At 43.9% G+C, this 19555-nt stretch carries 15 protein-coding genes; 9 read left to right on the forward strand and 6 right to left on the reverse strand.

Annotation, left to right across the window (positions count from 1 at the left end):
- Window positions 1-144: 144 nt before the first annotated feature.
- Together BLT07_RS03170 and BLT07_RS03175 are read left to right on the forward strand one after the other, a co-directional pair.
- Window positions 145-3150 (forward strand): SusC/RagA family TonB-linked outer membrane protein, encoded by a 3006-nt coding sequence (locus BLT07_RS03170; RefSeq protein WP_091865748.1) that lies wholly within the window; start codon window positions 145-147, stop codon window positions 3148-3150.
- Window positions 3151-3161: 11 nt separating this feature from the next.
- The gene (locus BLT07_RS03175; protein ID WP_091865750.1) at window positions 3162-4487 is read left to right on the forward strand and encodes a RagB/SusD family nutrient uptake outer membrane protein; all 1326 of its coding nucleotides are present in this window, start codon (window positions 3162-3164) and stop codon (window positions 4485-4487) included.
- A gap of 64 nt (window positions 4488-4551) precedes the next feature.
- On the opposite strand, the gene BLT07_RS03180 is transcribed toward BLT07_RS03175, so the two are convergent.
- From BLT07_RS03180 to BLT07_RS03200, 5 genes are all read right to left on the reverse strand, one after another.
- Window positions 4552-8067 (reverse strand): efflux RND transporter permease subunit, encoded by a 3516-nt coding sequence (locus tag BLT07_RS03180; protein WP_091865752.1) that lies wholly within the window; start codon window positions 8065-8067, stop codon window positions 4552-4554.
- Between the two features lie 231 nt (window positions 8068-8298).
- Window positions 8299-9465: an efflux RND transporter periplasmic adaptor subunit gene (locus BLT07_RS03185; protein WP_091865754.1), complete on the reverse strand. Its 1167-nt coding sequence runs from the start codon at window positions 9463-9465 to the stop codon at window positions 8299-8301.
- A 35-nt stretch (window positions 9466-9500) separates the two neighbouring features.
- The gene (locus BLT07_RS03190; protein WP_091866452.1) at window positions 9501-9863 is read right to left on the reverse strand and encodes a four helix bundle protein; all 363 of its coding nucleotides are present in this window, start codon (window positions 9861-9863) and stop codon (window positions 9501-9503) included.
- Window positions 9864-9945: 82 nt separating this feature from the next.
- The gene (locus BLT07_RS03195) at window positions 9946-11289 is read right to left on the reverse strand and encodes a TolC family protein (protein WP_091865756.1); all 1344 of its coding nucleotides are present in this window, start codon (window positions 11287-11289) and stop codon (window positions 9946-9948) included.
- The gene (locus BLT07_RS03200) at window positions 11290-11895 is read right to left on the reverse strand and encodes a TetR/AcrR family transcriptional regulator (protein ID WP_091865758.1); all 606 of its coding nucleotides are present in this window, start codon (window positions 11893-11895) and stop codon (window positions 11290-11292) included.
- Between the two features lie 252 nt (window positions 11896-12147).
- Between BLT07_RS03200 and BLT07_RS03205 the strand changes: the two genes are divergently transcribed.
- On the forward strand, window positions 12148-13122 hold the full coding sequence (locus BLT07_RS03205; RefSeq protein ID WP_091865760.1) for a polyprenyl synthetase family protein: 975 nt from the start codon (window positions 12148-12150) through the stop codon (window positions 13120-13122).
- A 260-nt stretch (window positions 13123-13382) separates the two neighbouring features.
- Here the strand turns inward: BLT07_RS03205 and ahcY are convergent, their stop codons facing one another.
- Entirely contained in the window at window positions 13383-14699 is a 1317-nt protein-coding gene (gene ahcY / locus BLT07_RS03210; RefSeq protein ID WP_091866454.1) for an adenosylhomocysteinase, read from the reverse strand.
- A 97-nt stretch (window positions 14700-14796) separates the two neighbouring features.
- Between ahcY and BLT07_RS03215 the strand changes: the two genes are divergently transcribed.
- The 6 genes from BLT07_RS03215 to BLT07_RS03240 all read left to right on the forward strand — a co-directional run bounded on the left by BLT07_RS03215 (window position 14797) and on the right by BLT07_RS03240 (window position 19054).
- Window positions 14797-15435, forward strand: coding sequence for a 4'-phosphopantetheinyl transferase family protein (locus BLT07_RS03215; protein ID WP_091865762.1), 639 nt, complete (start codon window positions 14797-14799; stop codon window positions 15433-15435).
- A gap of 32 nt (window positions 15436-15467) precedes the next feature.
- Entirely contained in the window at window positions 15468-15728 is a 261-nt protein-coding gene (locus BLT07_RS03220; protein WP_091865764.1) for a YkoF family thiamine-binding protein, read from the forward strand.
- Window positions 15712-16350 carry a nicotinamide riboside transporter PnuC gene (gene pnuC / locus BLT07_RS03225; RefSeq protein ID WP_091865765.1) on the forward strand — a complete coding sequence of 213 codons (639 nt, stop codon included), beginning with the start codon at window positions 15712-15714 and terminating at the stop codon, window positions 16348-16350. The genes BLT07_RS03220 and pnuC overlap by 17 nt, the downstream gene beginning before the upstream one ends.
- Window positions 16305-16871 carry an AAA family ATPase gene (locus tag BLT07_RS03230; protein WP_091865767.1) on the forward strand — a complete coding sequence of 189 codons (567 nt, stop codon included), beginning with the start codon at window positions 16305-16307 and terminating at the stop codon, window positions 16869-16871. The genes pnuC and BLT07_RS03230 overlap by 46 nt, the downstream gene beginning before the upstream one ends.
- A complete protein-coding gene (locus BLT07_RS03235; RefSeq protein WP_091865769.1) occupies window positions 16868-18406 on the forward strand; it encodes a DUF4301 family protein in 1539 nt (512 codons plus the stop codon). The genes BLT07_RS03230 and BLT07_RS03235 overlap by 4 nt, the downstream gene beginning before the upstream one ends.
- Window positions 18407-18661: 255 nt before the next feature.
- Window positions 18662-19054: a hypothetical protein gene (locus BLT07_RS03240; RefSeq protein ID WP_091865770.1), complete on the forward strand. Its 393-nt coding sequence runs from the start codon at window positions 18662-18664 to the stop codon at window positions 19052-19054.
- The last annotated feature ends 501 nt before the right edge of the window (window positions 19055-19555 follow it).

The raw sequence follows: 19555 nt of genomic DNA on the forward strand, positions 1-19555 counted from the left end.
TTGGCGAAAAAATAAGAGCATCCTTTTGTTCGACACCCAACGTTTCAAGAATTCATAAAACGCTTAGATTTAACATTAATTTTACATTTGTCATAATTCTTGTGTAAATTGGCTCTTGAAATAACTAATTCAAAACGTATGAAAATGAGACAAACTTTATTCAAAAGGGTGTTTTTGGTACTTTTTTTCACGCTGCCCGGAGTGTTGATGGCACAGGGGACGATTACCGGAAACGTAACGGCTTCTGTCGATGGGCTGCCATTGCCGGCCGTAAACGTGGTGGTAAAAGGTACAACGGTGGGTACAACTACCGATTTTGATGGGAATTATGAGATTACCGTAAACGATTTTCCCGTAATCTTGGTTTTTTCATCATTGGGATATGCTGAAAAAGAAGTAGAAGTTACGTCTGCTACCGCTAAAGATGTTATCTTGGAGGAATCAGCAACAGGTCTTGATGAGGTGGTGGTTACGGGCCTGGCGACTTCGGTGAAAAGATCGAACTCGGCCAATGCCGTAGCTTCGGTTTCAGCCGAAGAACTAACCGGTAGAACCCCTCCCTCTACTTTAGATGGGGCACTTTACGGTAAATTTGCCGGTGCCATCGTCAACTCCAATTCCGGTGCTCCGGGCGGAGGAATTTCCGTAAAGTTGCGTGGCGCGACTTCCATAACGGGCAACACACAGCCCCTCTACATCATCGACGGAGTGTATATCGACAACTCCTCGATTCCGGCAGGGCTCAATGTGGTTTCCGAAGCAGCTGGACAGGGAAGCGATTCGAATCAAGATAACCCGTCGAACCGGATTGCTGACATCAATCCGGAAGATATCGCCAATATTGAGATTTTAAAAGGAGCCTCCGCAGCTGCTATATATGGGTCACGGGCTGCCGCAGGTGTGGTTATTATTACCACAAAAAAGGGGAAAGCTGGCGAGACCCAGTTCAAATTTTCACAATCCACTGGTTTTACACAGGCCATTAATCTTTATGGGTTGAGGAACTATACCGAAGATAAGGTGTTTGACTTCTTCTACTCTCCGAGCGATGATCCCGGAGAAGATCAATCCTCCCGTGATGCCGCCAATGCTCAGGTTGCGCTGTTTTCACAAGCAAGGAGCTCCGGCAACCTTGTCGATTACGAAAAAGAAATTTTCGGTGAAAAGGGACTGATAAGTATCACCAGTTTCAGCATGAGCGGCGGAGACGAGAAAACAAGATTTTTTTCGGGGATAACCCACAACAATGAAAATGGAATCGTTAAGGGCACAGGATACGAGAAAACTTCGTTACGCTTGAATTTAGAACATAGGGCTACCGATTTTTTAAAACTCTCGCTAAGTTCCAACTATATTTATTCCTCGTCCAACAGGGGTTTTTATAATAACGATAATACCGGTACGAGCATCGGTGTGGCTTTGGTCTCGACCTATCCATGGTATAATCTCTTCCCTAACGCAGATGGTATCTACACCGATTACGCTTTGGGTGCCTCCAATATTCTGCAGACCCGCGATTTGGTCACGAACAACGAAAAAATCAACCGGGCGATCATGGGGGGCACAGCAAACCTCGATATTTACAAAGCCGAAAAATCGAACTTAGAATTGATATTACGTGGAGGTCTCGATTTTTATCAACTACAGACACGGGCGATATTCCCTAAAGAGCTACAATTTCAAAAACCTTCTAACGGTGGCCGTAACGGGGTATCGGTGCAAGGTGAGACCATCAATAAAAACTATAATCTTTCCGCTTTTTTGGTGCATAACTATTTTACAGAAAACAATATCAATTTTAGAACCCAAGCGGGACTGACCAATGAGTTTTTCGAGCGAAATACAGATTTGATAACGGCCACAGGTTTAGTGGCGTCGGAAACCAATGTTGACCAAGCGGCAAATACCGGGGTAGACCAAACCCGCGTGCAACAAGAGGATGCCGGGTTTTTCGTACAGGAGGAAGTCAATTTTCAAGACAAGCTTATCGCTACCATTGGTCTGCGAGGGGATAAATCTTCGAACAATGGCGATGCCAATAAGCTCGCCTATTATCCCAAGGCTTCTTTGGCGGTAAGCCTGAACGAGTTCGGTTTTTGGAAGGAGGATTCGGCTTGGAACCAATTTAAGCTGCGCGTCGCTTATGGTGAGGCAGGCAATTTCCCGCAATCGGGTGCATTGTTTACTTCTTATAATTCCTTTTCCACGGATGGCATATTAGGAATCAGTTTACGGGGAATACGGGGAAATAGCAATCTGAAATCCGAAAGACAAAAAGAACTGGAATTCGGTACGGATCTTAGCTTCTTCGGCGGGCGTTTGGGACTCACGGCAACCTACTATACTAAAACGGTGGATGACCTGATCTTATTGGCTTCCTTAGAGCCTTCAACAGGATATACCCAACAATTTGTCAACGCGGGAAGCCTTCAAAATAAAGGGATAGAGTTATCCTTGAACGCCGTCCCTATCGCCACCGAAAATTTTCAGTGGGATTTAGGGGTCAATTTCTTTAAGAACACCTCGGAAATTACGGAACTGAACGTGCCTGCATATAATACGGGTGCTTTTGGGGCCGGGCTAGGAAGCTATAGACTCGAAGAAGGTAAGAGTGCTACCCAAATTGTAGGGTCATATCCCGATGGGCTCAGGGTGATAGGTGATGGGGAAGCCGATTTTCAGATAGGATACAATAATAACCTAAGCTACAAAAACCTGCAACTCACTTTTTTATGGCAATGGAAACAGGGGGGCGATAACATCAACTTGACCAACTTGCTATCAGATTTGAACGGAACCAGTGCTGATTATGATGATCTTACCTTGGATCCCGCGGGAGAAACGGTGAACGGAAAATTTAGGCCCAATGCGAATGCCGAAGTTTTTGTTCAGGATGCTTCCTATCTGCGATTGCGTGAAATCGGACTGTATTATACTTTGGATAGCAAAGTGCTTCCCAATGTTTTTGGTGATACGATAGAAAGTATAAAATTCGGACTTTCAGGTTCAAACCTGATCAATATATTCGACTACAACGGTTATGATCCCGAAGTGTCCAATTTTGGCGGTAGTACCATTTTTACCGGCGTAGACGTCACCCCGTACCCGTCTTCAAAAAAATATATGTTCAACGTTGCGATTAACTTTTAAAAAAAAGAACCATGAAAATATATCTTGATAAAATTTTAGGCTGTACCCTCATCATGCTGGGTCTTCTATCCTGTGAAGTAGAAGAGTTTTCCGATTTGAACGGTCCGGAAGTGGAGGCCTTTCAAGAAAAAATCACAAGAGGAGACCTGCCTGATCTTGTTGGGGGTGTCCTGTATAGTTCCAGAGTGAATTTAGGGGGTTATTTTGATGATGTTGGCGTAATCGGAAGGGAGTTTTATCGATTTTCTGCTTCCGACCCCCGGTTGACCGGTGACCTCTTAGGTGGGGGTACCAACATTTTGGACAATAATACATTTTATATCACCAATCCTTGGGCGGCACGCTATAGAACGGTGAAAAACGCCAACCTTATATTGGGTTTTTTCGAGGGGCAGGATGTGTCCGACCAGTTTTCAGATCAAGAATTAAATGCTACCAAAGGTTTTCTCAAAACATTCATTGCCCATGACCTTTTGTTAAATTTAAACCTGACCGATGAAAATGGAATTCGGCTAGATGTGGCCGATGAAGATAATCTGGGTCCGTTTGTCTCAAAAACGGAGGCTTTAAGTGGTATCCGCGCCATGTTGGAAGATGCAGCCGCGGACCTTGGGAATGGCGGGGACGCTTTCCCCTTTTTTCTGCCTTCCGGGTTCGATGGTTTTGACACCCCTTCGTCATTTTTAGGGGCTAACCAAGCTATTGCTGCCAGGGTGGCCATCTATCAGGCAGATGCTCCAGCCGCACTGTCCTTTTTGGAAAATTCATTTTTGGACTTGGACCCAACGAACTTGAACTCCGGGGTGTACTATAATTTTTCACAGGATCAGACGGATATTTTAAACCCGATGTTTTTCCCCGTTGAAGCCACGGCCGCTGGAGCCAGGATTATGCAAGCGAGCTTTTTATCGGATGCCGAGACCGGTGATAACAGATTGAGTAAGGTCGCCCAGCGTAGTGAACCTTTGACGCAAGACGGGTTGACCGGTGCCTATGCGGTTTTTAGATATGAAACCGATACGGATCCCATTCCTATGATACGCAATGAAGAATTGATTTTATTATATGCCGAAGCAAACATTACGGTCAACCCGGCAGAGGCTATTTCCGCGCTCAATGTGATACGCGAAAGTGCCGATTTACCGTCTTATACGGGGCCTTCGGATAGCGCTTCTTTAATTGATGAGATGTTGAAACAAAGAAGGTATTCACTCTATGCAGAAGGGCATCGTTGGATAGATATGAGAAGGTACGAAAGATTGGATGAACTTCCTATCGACAGGCCAGATGATGATGTTTGGCCCATGTTTCCGATTCCATTAAATGAAAATCAATAAGTGTAGATACACATAACCCCGATAATCGCTTATCGGGGTTGTTTATGACCTTTTCCGGATTCATTTATGCCGCAGTCTCCAATTCCTTAGATTTTTTCGCCGCTTTCTTCTCTTTTTTGCCGCCTTGCCGTCGCATCCAAATCTTCATCCGATAGGTAATGTTGAACAGCACGGGCACAATAATCAACGTCAAGAACGTCGCCACTAGCAATCCAAAGATGACCGTCCAAGCCAAAGGCCCCCAGAACACCACGTTGTCGCCCCCCATGTAAATCTTGGGGTCGAACTCGGAAAACAGCGAAAAGAAATCGATGTTAAGACCGATCGCCAAGGGAATCAATCCCAAAACGGTGGTAATTGCCGTAAGAATAACAGGACGAAGCCTGGCTTTTCCGCCGACGATTATGGCTTCTTTAGCCTCTTCTAACGTTAAAAGTTCGGACATATCTTCCATGCCCAGTTTTAGTTTTTGACGATCGATCAAAATCTGTATATAATCGAGTAATACCACCCCGTTGTTTACTACGATACCCGCTAGTGAAATAATGCCCATCATGGTCATCATGATGACAAAAGACCATCCTGTAATCATTAGGCCGCCAAAAACACCTATAAAGCTCAAAAAAATCGCGATCATAATGATTAACGGTTTTGAAATACCCCCAAATTGGAATATTAAAATGAGGCAGATAAGTCCCAATCCTGAGAAAAAAGCGCCGATCAAGAACATTTGCTGTTTGTTCTGCTCTTCCAATTGGCCGGTGTAGTCGATTTTGATATCGCTGGGAAGTCCCTTGAACTCTTCCATTTCTTTCTGTATTTCCGATACGATGGCCCCGGCATCGGTAAAGCCTGGCTTGAGGCCGGAATAGACAGTCACTACCCGTTTGCCGTCCCGGTGCTTGATGGCGCTGAAGCCCGAGGTGTTCTTCTCCTCGGCCACGGCGGAAATCGGAATTTCCTTGATTTGTCCGCTAGCTTGATCCCTGAAAATGATATTTTGGTTGAATAGGGCACTTTTATTGTAACGAAGGTCTTCGTTGAAACGGATATTGATATCGAAATCATCCCCATCCTCTTTATAAACCCCTGCTTTTTCCCCAAAGATCGATCTCCGAAGTTGGTTGCCGACTTGCCCAACGGCCACACCGAGTTCACCGGCTTTCTCACGATCTACGATTACCTGCATAGAGGGCTTACTTTTATTTACGTCGATTTTAATTTCTTCAATACCTGCAATATTCTTGGTGTTCACAAAATTGCGGATGTCCTCGGCCGTATTGATGAGTTCGTCGTAGTCCTTACCTTCCAGTTCTATGTTGATGGGATAACCCGCTGGTGGGCCGTTCGCATCCTTTTCTACTGAAATGGCCAGACCGGGATAAATACCGTCCAGGTCTTCTTGTACTTTGGCCCGGATGTTTTCGGTATTGATACCCTGTCGGTATTTGTACTCGCTGAAGTTTACGGTCATTTTGCCCCTATTCGGCATTTCCGCCGATGAACCGCCATCGGTCAAGGGGTTTCCGGCACCTTCGCCCACAACGGATACCGCAGAGGCCACCATAAAGTTTTCACCGTCCTGTTTATATTCCGGGTCGTCTAAAACAGCGTAGACCCGTTTTTCGATATCCTCTGTGATGTCGTTGGTCTTCTCTATGGATGTGCCTTCCGGATATTCGATATACACATAGATCTCGTTAGGCTTGTTATCGGGAAAAAACTCGATTTTGGTGCGTTGACTTTCGATGGACATTCCAAAGAGCCAAAAAACACCTATCAACAGGAAAAGGGTGATACTAAAATACCAATACACATTGCCCCCGCGCAGGGCATGCTTCAATCGGCGTTCGTACCAATTCTCGAAACGGGACATGGTCTTTTTCTGAAAACGTTCAGCAGCTCCCTTAATGGCATATTTGTAGACCCAGAACATGATGGCGGTCAGGATAATAACAGAACCCAGACCTCGGAAAGTGCCCCCGAAAATCAGGATTAAAAGACCGATTGATCCGAGGATTACGCTCATTCGGATCAGTTGTTTTACCGTGAGTTCTTTTTCGGAGGTGCTCATAAACTGGGAGACGAGCATGGAGTTCATAAAGATGGCCACCACAAGCGATGAGCCCAATACCACGGAAAGCGTGATGGGAAAGAATTTCATGAACTGCCCGAAAATACCCGGCCAAAGTCCGAGCGGAACGAAAGCCGCGACCGTGGTAGCCGTTGAAATGATGATGGGCAAAGCGATTTCGCCGATTCCCTTTTTGGCGGCCTCGACGCGCGGCATTCCCTCGTCCATAAGGCGATATACGTTTTCTACCACCACGATACCGTTATCGACCAACATGCCTAGCCCCATGATCATGCCGAAGAGGATCATCGTGTTCAACGTATAGCCTAACAAAGATAGAATCATGAACGACATGAACATAGACATGGGTATGGCGAAGCCCACGAAAAGGGCATTTCGAAACCCTAAAAAGAACATAAGCACCGTAACGACCAAAATGATTCCAAAAATGATATTATTCACCAGGTCATCCACTTGGTTCAGGGTTCGCGTCGAGGAGTCGTTGGCAATGGAAATATGCAAATCGGACGGAAAATAGTCCGTTTGCTCTTTTTTAATAATTTCCTTGATTTGATCGGCCGCGGATATGGCATTTCGACCTGCCCGCTTCTTCACGTCGAGCATGACCACGTTTTCGCCGAATTCACGGGCGTAGGTGGTCTTGTCTTCTTCCTTGAAAGAGACATCGGCAATATCTTTTAAATAGACCGCTCCGTCTTCCGCCTTGACCACGAAATTGTTCAGTTGCTGTGGATTTTCAATTTCTCCGAGAATACGAATGGTTCGACGCTGTCCGCTGGTTTTTAGGTTGCCGGCCGACATGGTCATGTTGCCGTTACCGATGGCGCTCAGCACATCTTGAAAACTGACCTTGGCGGCCATCATTTTATAGATATCCACCGCAACTTCGACCTCTTTTTCCTGTGCCCCGCGAATGTCGGCCTGCTTGATTTCGGGCAGGTCTTCTACTTTATCCTGCAGGTATTCCGCATATTCCTTTAATGCGTCTACGGGATAATCGCCCGTAAAATTGATGTTCATGATAGGTACCTCCTCCGAAAAGTTCAGATCGAAAACGTTGGGTTCAACCTTGGCGCCGTTAAAAAGGGGCCAATCTTCACTTGCTTTTTCGCTGTCGACTTCGTCCTTGACATCCTGTTTGGCTTTTTCTACGGTGATTTCCTCATCGAACTCCACGGTGATGATGGCATAGTCCTCTTGGGAGGTAGAAACGGTCTCTACAACGTTGCTCAAGTTTTTGAAGCGATCTTCCAAGGGGTCGGTAATCAGTTTTTCGATATCCTCGGCCGTGTTACCGGGGTAAGGTACACTGATATAGATCTTGGTTTCGACGATTTCGGGAAAATCCTCGCGTGGCATGGCATTATAGGCCGAGAAGCCCAACCAAAGAAAAATACCGATCATTACATAGATGACCGAGGGGTTGTCTATGGCCCAGGACGATAGACCGAATTCCTTATCGGCGTTCTTTTTTACTTTGCTCATTTTTAAAAAAGTTTATAAGCCTGCAAGCAGGCAGTTTATGAGTTTATGGGTTTATTTGGGAGAAATGTTTTCGTTAACGCTTAAGATAGAAGTGAACGTTTTCCGACTTTCTGCCAGAGGTTCAGTTTCAAGTGAAAAGATTTTCATGATATGGTATTTAGTTAGTTTTCTAGCGATTCATTATAAACTCATAAACCGTCTGCCTTTGGGCAGACTAATAAACTTAAAAATTCAACTCTTGATTTTTACCTTTTGCCCGTCCTTTACGGTTCTGGCTCCTTCTTTGATGACGTGGCTTCCGTTCTGGATGCCGGTCAAGACTTCTATTTGGCCACCTTGGGTCTTTCCTGTGGTAATGATGGCTCTTTTGGCCACGGCCTCATTGTCCGCATTCGGTTCATCCGCCAGATACACATATTGTTCGCCCTCCGCATTTTCGGAAATGATGCTCGATGGAATGAGAATGGCTTCTTCGCTGGTATAGTCGTTCAGGCTAACCTTGGCACTCAGGTTGGGTTTTATCTTTCCGTTCTTGTTCGGAACGGGAATCTCTGCACTAAAGGATCGGTTCGACGGTTTGATAAAATTACCGGTTTCCCGAATTTGGGTCGTTATGCTATCCCGCAATACCGGAAAATAGACCATGGCCTCCTTGCCTTTGGCCACATCGCCCAAATAGGCTTCGGGTACATCGACGGAGATATACATATCGGATAGATTGACGATACGAAAGACTTCTGAGCCGACACCTGGCGATACTACGGTACCCTGATCTTTGATAACATCGTCGATAATTCCCGAAAACGGTGCCCTGATGGTCGATTTCCCTAATTGGCTTGACGCTTGATCTACGGAATTCTTTGCCGCCTCAAAATTACTTTTTGCGGAGAGAAATTCGATTTCCGATCCGATTTTCTGATCCCACAGCCGTTTTCTACGCTCGTAGGTGGTCTTTGCCAGTTCGGCCTGCGTTTTCAATTGCGCCAGTTGGCTGCTCATGCCACCATCATCTATAGTGGCCAAGGTTTGGCCTTTTCTTACCCGATCGCCCTCTTTAACATATACCCGCTGTAGCGTTCCGGCCATTTCGGGATATACCAAAACGTTCTGCTTGGTCTTTACATCGCCTTGTAGCTCCAGAAAGTGATCGAACTTTTGAAATTCTGCGGTAATCGTATTCACCAAGGGCAGTTTTTCCTCCCCTGATTTCAAAGCAATGGCCGAATCCAGCTTTCGTATATTGGCCTCGATCTGTTTTTGTTGGTCTGAAACCTCCGATTTTTTAGTGCGGAGCGTTTCTAAATTTCCTGCTGCAATCAGATCATCGACCGATTGCTCTTTAGCGCCACATGCGGAGAGGGCGATGGTTGCGGTTATTAGGTATACTATTTTTTTCATGCTGAAAAAAGTTTATGGGTTTATTAGTTTATAAACTATGAATTAATTTGAGATTTGTACAAACCATCCAACATCGCCGTTATTTCGGTAATGTCTTTTCTGATTTGAAAATAGTTTTCGTCAGACAAAAATTCTAGGTCATTGCTTAGAATACTTTGGTTTAATAGTTCCATTGAAGAGCCAAAAGCAATTTCGGTAAATCTTGCCCTGTCTTTTGGGGAATGCCTTCCTGTGCTTTCAGCAATATTCGATGAAGTCGAAACCGAACAACGTCTCATTTGACTTATCAAACCAAATCTTTCATCGTCGGGAAAATGTTTGGTCATTTTATATATTAATACGGATAGTTGTCTAGCTTTTTGCCAAACAATCAATTTTTCAAAAGAGAATAATTTCACGATTTTAGTTTTAATCCTTTTAGTTACATGTTTTATAAACTCATAAACCATCTGCCGTTAGGCAGACCTATAAACTCATAAACTATTCTTCATTCAAAATAACCTCTAAACCGGTTTTCTTGTTAATGACCTCTACCATCGACTGCAAATAACCTTGCTGGGCGTCGTACAATTGGGTCTGGGCCTGTCGAAGGTCAAAGCTCGTGGCGAGGCCCTCGAAATATTTGATCTGGTTCTTTTTTTCTATCCGTTCGGCCAGCGTAAGGTTTTGCTTGGCCGTTTCATATTGCTCGATCGCCAGAATATATTCGCTTTTCGACTGATCCAGCTGCAAGCGTATCTGTTCTTCGGCTTCGGTAAGCTGCGTTTTCGCCTTTTCGAGGGCAATTTTGGCCCGTGAGGTAGTTGCGCTTCTACCCAAAGAACTAAAAATAGGGATGCTCAGGTCAAAACCCAATACCGATGAATCGAACCACTTTTGATCGCTATTGAAAAAGTTAAAGGTATCGGCGTAGGCTGAACTACCGTAATTAACAAATGCGTTCAAGGTCGGCAAGGCCCTGCTTTTGGCCTGTTTCCATTCGTAGAAACGTTGTTCGTTCAGATTCAGTGCCAGCTTGTAGTCGACATTGTTTTCTAAATTGAACTCGGTTTCCATGAGGCCGAGGTCAATCTGTTTTTGGGCAAGGGCATCGAGATCCTCTTCCAACTTAGTAGGCGCGTCGATAGCTATCCCCATGTTCAGGTTGAGCATTTGAAGCGTAATATCTTGTAAACGAATGGCATTTTTTAATTGGTTTTCTATGGATGATTTGGTAATTTGAAGTTGATCTACGCTTTCTTCGTCACCAAGGCCGTTTTCGTAAATCTTTTGGGTCTCGTAAAGATTTTTTTCAAGTGTTTCGAGGTTTTTTTCAAAGATGGATACACTTTCCCGAGCCAAAAGAACGTTTCCGTAGGCTTCGGTCACCGCCTTGCGGATGTCGAGCTGGGTCTTTTCCTTATTATTGGCACTATAGCTCAAAAAAGCCTTTGTGGCCTGTACGCCCACGATGTACGTGCCGTCGAACAGCTTTTGACGTAAGGTCGCCGTAGCGGTTGCTTGATGGGCCTGCCCAAAGACTATAGGAATGAAGGTGCCCGGTTCGCCTCCGCCAAATTCTGCGGGAATTAAGGATACCGGCTGCTTCAATTGATTCTGATAGCTGACATCGCCGGTAATCTGTGGCAAGCCCGTGGCGATGACTTCCCATTTTTGCTTTCGGGCGTCAATAAGGTCGCGATCCGCATTGATGGCACTGTAATTGTTTTCGAGCGCAAAGGCAATGGCCTCTTCCAAAGTGAAACTATAGGTTTGCAAGGTATCTTGCGAAAATGCTACGGTCAAAATGAACAAGGAGAAAAAAGTCAAAAAATAGGTTCGCATTTATTGGTAGTTTGAGTTGATAATGGTATTTAAAATTTTTCTTCCTTTCGGGGTGACGATGCCGCGAAGGTGATATTCCAGATATTCGGCCATTAGGGTGGCAACTGGAAATTTGTGCATGGGAAATAATTTTTGGTTCTTAATACTGGTGACCCCGGAAAAGTAAATACGCGAAATAAAATCGATTTGGATGTTCTCGCGATAGATGCCTTGATCAATTCCTCTTTGCAGGTTTTCTTCGATACATTCCTCCATTAATTCGAACTGTCCAGAATGCATCTTATCATATATTTTAGGATAGTATTTCTGTAATTGGTGCTGGGGCGATGATTTTTCATTTTTAAGATTTAACATCACGAATTTCTTGATTTCGTAAAGCTCCTCAATCGGATTTTTATGCAATTCCCGAATTTGCCCAATGCCCGTTGAAATCGTACAAACAAGTTTTGAAGTCGTCTCCTCAACCAATTTGGTCTTGTTTTTAAAGTATGAGTATATGGTCTTTTTTGAAATGCCCATTTCATGGGCTAAATCGTCCATAGTTACGCTTTTGAACCCGAGGTCCAAAAACAGTTCTGTTGCCTTATCTAAAATCTTTTCTTTCATAAATCGAGCGCAAAGATAAGTAAGGAAACTTTAAAAACTAAATAAGTTTCCAAAGTTTTACAATTTTTTAACATTGTATATGTATTGAGGATATCGTTTTTCATTGTGCGCTCTTGCCGCATCGGATTTATAGGCCGTTTCCCCTTCTTCTTCGCAAAAAGTATCGCATTTCATGTATCAGGAAATGGAAAACGAGAACGCTGTCTTACAAATAGGATGTATTTTTGAATAAAATTTCCAAACAGACGCTGAATGCATTCCATCGACTTCTACCGCACCGCTTTTATTTCCTATTTGGAAGAAAACACTCAGGCCAGGGAACCCCGTAACCTATACGAGCCCATAGCCTATATTTTGGGCCTTGGCGGTAAGCGCTTGAGGCCCGTACTCACATTGATGGCTACTGAGATTTTCGATGCGAATCATAAACAGGCCCTGAATGCGGCCCTTGCCATCGAAGTCTTCCACAATTTTTCATTGATTCATGACGATATTATGGATGCCGCACCCCTTCGAAGAGGCAAAACTACGGTACATGAAAAGTGGGATGTGAATACGGGAATTTTATCTGGGGATGCCATGTTGATCACCGCGTACCAACTCTTTGAAAATTATGAACCGAAAAAGTTCCGTAACCTGGCCCAATTGTTCAGCACTACGGCCCTACAGGTCTGTGAAGGCCAGCAATACGATATCGATTTTGAGAATCGAGACGATGTCATCTTACCCGAATACCTGAAGATGATAGAATACAAGACAGCGGTCTTGGTTGCGGCGGCCTTAAAAATGGGAGGTATCATTGCAGGTGCTTCCATTCAGGATCAGAACAAAATCTATGATTTCGGGCTGCATCTGGGCATCGCTTTTCAATTGCAGGACGATTATCTCGATGCCTTCGGTGACCCTAAAACCTTTGGAAAGCAAGTGGGGGGCGATATCATCGAGAATAAAAAGACCGTTTTATACCTGAACGTCTTAAAAAAGGGAACTACGATACAGCGAAAAGAGCTACTCGACATGTATTCCATACGGCCTAAAGACCCATCGGCAAAAATAGAGACCATCAAGGGGATATTTTTGGAAAGCGGCGCGGCGCAAAATACCCTAACGGCCATTGCCGAATATACCGAAAAAGCATTTGATGTTTTGGAGGAGCTACATATTGCTAACGATAAAAAGGAAGTGTTACGGAGTTTTGGAGCGCAGTTGATGAGGCGGGAGGTTTAACTAAAAATCAGTTTAAGCATCCTAGAGTTTTGACGCAAGCTTTACAATACTCCCCATATTTAAATAAAAGACTTTACTGTCATACAAAACATGAAAAAGCTGCTCATCCACAAAATCATCGGCCTTTTACCGCGCTGGATGCCTTGGTGTCAAATTCATCGACAGCACCACCATAGCCCGGTACCTCTCCATGTTCGACTGGGCAAAGTTCCGGACAACAGTGGTAGCAATGGTAAAAAAAATGCGCTTTTTTCTAGTCTCTAATACCTATAATACTCGGGCTTGAAAGGTCCCTTAACCTCTACACCTATATACTCCGCCTGATCGGGCTTCAATTCGGTCAGTTCCGCATCTAGACGTGATAAGTGCAATTCCGCTACTTTTTCGTCCAAATGCTTGGGCAACATGTAGACTTCGTTGTTGTATTTGTCGCTGTTCTTCCAAAGTTCCATTTGCGCCAAGGTCTGGTTCGTAAACGAGTTGCTCATTACAAAACTCGGGTGGCCGGTAGCACAGCCCAAATTGACCAAACGGCCTTCGGCGAGTACGATAATGTCTTTTCCGTCGATGGTGTACTTGTCTACCTGAGGTTTAATTTCATCTTTAGTATCGCCATAGTTTCCGTTCAACCAAGCCATATCGATCTCGTTGTCGAAGTGACCGATATTACAAACGATGACCTTGTCTTTCATCGCCTTGAAATGTTCTGGGCGGATGATATCCTTGTTTCCTGTAGTTGTAATCACGATATCAGCCTTACCGACAACGTTTTCCAATTTTTTCACTTCAAATCCGTCCATACAGGCCTGCAGGGCACAGATGGGATCGATTTCGGTAACGGTTATGATGGCACCGGCGCCTTTAAAGGAAGCTGCGGTACCTTTTCCGACATCGCCGTAGCCACAAACCACTACTTTTTTTCCGGCGAGCATGGTATCGGTCGCACGACGGATGGCATCAACGGCACTTTCGCGACATCCGTATTTATTATCGAACTTCGATTTGGTGACGGAATCGTTCACATTGATGGCCGGCATCGGTAAGGTTCCTTTTTTTACGCGTTCGTATAGACGGTGTACGCCCGTAGTGGTTTCTTCGGAAAGTCCTTTAATGGCTTCTGCCAGTTCGGGGTAATCATCCAAGACCATATTGGTAAGATCCCCACCGTCATCCAAAATCATATTTAAGGGTTCGCGTTCTTTCCCAAAGAACAAGGTCTGCTCGATACACCAGTTGAATTCCTTCTCGTTCATACCCTTCCAGGCATAAACAGGAATACCCGCTGCGGCAATGGCGGCAGCGGCGTGGTCTTGTGTAGAAAAGATGTTGCACGAGCTCCAGGTTACATCAGCACCAAGTGCGACCAAAGTTTCGATAAGTACGGCAGTTTGGATCGTCATGTGAAGGCATCCGGCAATTCGCGCGCCCTTCAAGGGTTGCTCGTTTCCATACTCTTCGCGAAGGGACATCAAGCCCGGCATTTCGGCCTCGGCCAATTCGATTTCCTTTCTCCCCCAGTCCGCCAAGGCGATATCCTTTACTTTATAAGGTACAAATGCAACAGTTTTGGTTTCCATCTTCTTTTTATTTTTTACTTTCGTTACTATCCATATAAAAGGACTGTTTTGAAACAATCCGGAAGTCGCCAAAGTTAAGAAAATCGCATATAATCTCATGCCTCTTTACAATACATTAACGGTAAACCCTTCGATCAAGGCCTATCTATGGCAGGTGACGGAATCCGAGGCCGAACTTTCAGAAGAAATTGCCTTGACACCGCATTGCCAAAACCGGATGGACGGGATGAAATCGGAATTGCACCGTAGGGCGTTTTTGAGCATCCGACATTTGATGGCCGAAGCCGGCTATGTCGATAAAGACCTCTATTATGACGAGGTTGGGAAACCACATTTAAAGGATGGGAATAAAATTTCCATTACCCACTCGAACCATTTCACAGGGATAATTGTCAGTTCGAAAGAGGAAGTCGGTATCGACATCGAGATGCAGCGGGAAAAGATTCTCCGTATTGCCCATAAATTTACGCCCATCGAAGAATACAGTACCATTGCGAATAGGGATGCCCTAATCCGAAAACTGACCATCGTTTGGGGCGCCAAGGAAGCCCTGTATAAAATTTACGCCGAACCCGGACTCAGTTTTATACACCATATTGATGTAAAGGATTTTTCTTTTGAGGATGACCGCACCACCGCAGGTATACTATATAAAGGAAAGGAGTCTTTCTACGAGATCGAATTTTTTGAGTTCGAAGGCTTTACTTGTGTCTATGCCGTTCAGAGTTCAGAATGATGAGTTTTTGCTAAATCCCAAACCCCCAAAAAATGAATATTTCCGTAGAACTGACCTTCTCTCCTTTACAAGACGATTTCGAAGAACATATCATAGGTTTTATCAAAAAGCTTCGCACCTCGGGTCTCACGGTTTTGGAAAACCCATTGAGTACCCAAGTCTATGGCGAGTACGATTCGGTGATGCAGGTACTGAACACAGAAATCAAAACGGCTTTTGAATTAATGGAAAAGGGCTTGCTCTATCTAAAAATCGTAAAATCGGACCGCAGCGCATATGAGCCCCATTTTTGATTGGATATTTGCGCAGTACGAAGGTATGCCTACCCATTTAGTGGTATTGGAAATCATTGCGGTGGTCTTCGGCTTTTTGAGCGTCTGGTATTCCAAACAGGAGAACATCCTAGTTTTTCCGACCGGTATTATCAGTACGGCCATCTTTGTATACATCCTTTTGGTATTCGGGCTGTTGGGCGACATGCTTATCAATGCCTATTATTTTGCTATGAGCATCTACGGCTGGTATGTGTGGACACGTAAGGTCGATGACACTCATTTTATCCCCATTACGGAAACTACATCCAAAGAAAACAAACAATCCCTAATCCTATTTATAAGCACTGTTGTCTTTGTCTGCGCAATATACCTATTTTTCGAAAAGTTCAATAGCTGGACGGCCTATGTCGATACCTTGACTACGGCCCTCTTTTTTGTAGGCATGTGGCTGATGGCCAAAAAGAAACTGGAGAATTGGGTGTATTGGATTATCGGCGATATTATATCCGTTCCCTTATATTGGTATAAAGGACTTATATTTACTTCGCTGCAATACTTTTTGTTCACTATTGTTGCCGTCTACGGATATATTGCATGGAAGAAAAGCTTAAACAAAAGTCCTCAAACATTATTAAGATAGTGCTTTTTGGTCCGGAATCCACAGGAAAGACCACCCTTTCGGAACAGCTCGCCCGCCACTATAACACGGTTTGGGTGCCCGAATATGCCAGGGAATACCTCCAGAAAAAATGGAACGACGAGCGCAAGACCTGTGAACCCCAAGATTTGTTGCCCATTGCCTTAGGTCAGATGCGGTTGGAAAACGAATTGACCGAAAAAGCAACGCGAATTCTCATCTGCGATACCGATTTGCTCGAAACCAAAGTATATTCCGAAGCCTATTACGTAGGCCATTGCGACCCCTTACTGGAAAAGTATGCGCTTCAAAATACGTATGACCTTTACCTATTGACGTACATTGACATGCCTTGGGAAGGTGACGATTTAAGGGATAAACCCAATGAACGGGAAAAGATGTTTGCCTATTTCAAGAAAACCTTGGAAAAACATGACCGAAATTTTGTTATATTGAGAGGCGATAAAAAAACAAGGTTGGCGACCGCGATTTTTGAAATCGATAAACTGATACCTAAATTATGACACTGACAAAAAACGATTTAGAACTACTATCCAAAAAAGGAATTTCCGAAAGAAAGGTAAACGAGCAGATCGAGACTTTTAAAGAAGGCATTCCCTTTGTACAACTTGAAAAGGCCGTTACGGTTGGCGAGGGCATCTTGAAATTTGATGCCGAAGAAGAAAAACGTTTGATAGAACGGTTCGACAAGGCCCAAAATACAATGGAATTGCTGAAGTTCGTCCCGGCATCGGGGGCTGCCTCGCGTATGTTCAAGGCATTGTTCAATTTTTTGGATGCCTACGATCCGTCCGAAGAAAGTTTGGACGATTATGTAGAACGGACCGGCGATACCGAAATACAAACGTTTTGCGAAGGACTAACCGATTTTCCCTTTTACAAAATGGTTCAAAATCGCATTTCCGGAAAGGCATCCTCCAAAGACGAGGAAGTATATCTGTTCGTAAAGGAAATGATGTCGGAGGATGCCCTGAACTACGGATTCTATCCAAAGGGACTTTTGCCTTTCCACAATTATGGCGACCATACCGCCACACCTTTTGAAGAACATTTAAAGGAGGCTTCAGTCTATGCCAAAACTGACGATACCGCAAAACTGCATTTCACCATTTCAGAACAGCACGGTGATATGTTCAACCAAGAATTTTCGAATTGTAAGGATAGGGTTTCTTCAGAGAGCCAGACTTCGTTCGACGTCAGCTATTCGTATCAAAAACCATCGACCGATACTATCGCGGTAGCTATGGACAACGAACCCTTTCGCACAGACGATGGCAGTATTTTGTTCAGGCCAGGGGGCCACGGAGCACTTATCGAGAACCTGAACGATCAAGATGCCGATATTGTCTTTATAAAAAATATTGACAACGTAACCGTACCGAGGTTTGCCGGGGATGTTGTAGATAGCAAAAAAGTATTGGCCGGTGTATTACTTAAAGTGCAAGCAAAGGCTTTTGAATATGCTAGACTATTGATGGACGGAAATTTGACGGCGGGGCAACTGGACGAAATTAAAAGTTTTTTGGAAAATGAACTCAACGGACGCCTCTCCAATAAATTTGCCAGTTTCAATATCGGACAGCAAATCGATATCTTGAAGGATAAAGTAAACAGGCCCATCCGTATTTGTGGTATGGTAAAGAATGAAGGCGAACCCGGAGGGGGGCCTTTTTGGATTAAAGACCAAAAGGGCAACGTATCGTTACAGATCATCGAATCGGCCCAAATAGATATGGATAATGCAGATCAGGCCGATATCCTTAAAAATGCAACACATTTTAATCCCGTTGATCTGGTCTGCGGTATTAAAAATTATAAAGGCGAAAAGTACGACCTGATGAATTTTGTAGATACAAAACAAGGTTTCATTACCGGAAAGACAAAAGACGGCAGGGAGCTAAAGGCCCTAGAGCTTCCCGGACTCTGGAACGGTGCGATGGCCTACTGGAATACCATTTTTGTAGAGGTGCCCTTGCAGACCTTTAGTCCCGTTAAAACCGTGAACGATCTCTTGAAACCTGCACATCAAGTCCAATAATTTGGGGCGTACTACATAAAAAGGCTGCTCAACCGAAAAAAGTGTGTAAATCTTACACACTTTTTTCGGTTTTTACACACTGATACACATGCCTCTATTAATTTGAATATTAATAAGTATTTGATTAACAGTATCTTAGTTCGATATCTAGTGTTAATTCACGATTGGCACTATTTTTCCTTTATACTAAGAGAATATCAAAACAACTGATACTCAAAACAAATAAATAGAATTTTTAATTTAAACACAAACAAGATGAAAAATTTAATGATTGCTGCAGTATTTGCTCTAGGAACAATGACTGCTTTCGCACAAGAAGAAAATGCTGTTGAAGAAACTGCAACTGAGGCTACCGAAGCTGTTGATCAAACTGCTACCGACGCTACAGAAGCCGTTGAAGAGAATGCTACTGAAGCTACTGAAGCTGTAGAAGAAACTGCTGATGCCGCACAAGATGGTTTCAACGAAGTCGCTACAGAAGAAATTCCTGAAGCTATTACTACTGCTTTAGAAGCAGCTCACCCAGGTGCTACTGTTGACAAAGCTTCTATGAACGGAGAGTCTCAGTATAAGTTGGAAGTAAATAAAGAAGATGGTGAATCTGCTGAATTGTACATGGATGCCGAAGGCAACATGATTGACATGTAATTCCAGAACCTATCTTTTCTCACCAAGTTAGATAACTTGGTATAAAAAGCCCCGATTGCCGAAAGGTAGTCAGGGCTTTTTTTCATGGTATCGAATCAACTTCGACAAAGTTGAGGTGGTTCTTGGTTGAGGTGGTTCTTGATCGGGTGCTCACTTTCTTGAGGATTATCTTGTTCTGAGAATGAGGGCTTGTTGGAATGAGGGTAATCTTATCCAATTCAAAAAACTTTTACTGGTCGGTGATAAGTCATACGATTTGAGTCATACGATTTGATAGGTCTATAGCAGCATCAAAATGGTAGCACTGGTCATTGGAGAAGCGTTCCTAGGATTTATCTCAGAAGTTATTTGAGACAAGTTCTTTATTTAGCGTATACATTTTACACGCTTTCCAGGGATAAGTATACAGTATTACACAGTATAAAATCCGACAGTACTTTTTAAGACACTGACTATCAGTACACTAAAATTTTATTTTTATTTGGTATCATTTTTTCAGTA

This window comes from Pricia antarctica (assembly GCF_900101815.1).
Taxonomy (GTDB): Bacteria; Bacteroidota; Bacteroidia; order Flavobacteriales; family Flavobacteriaceae; genus Pricia; species Pricia antarctica.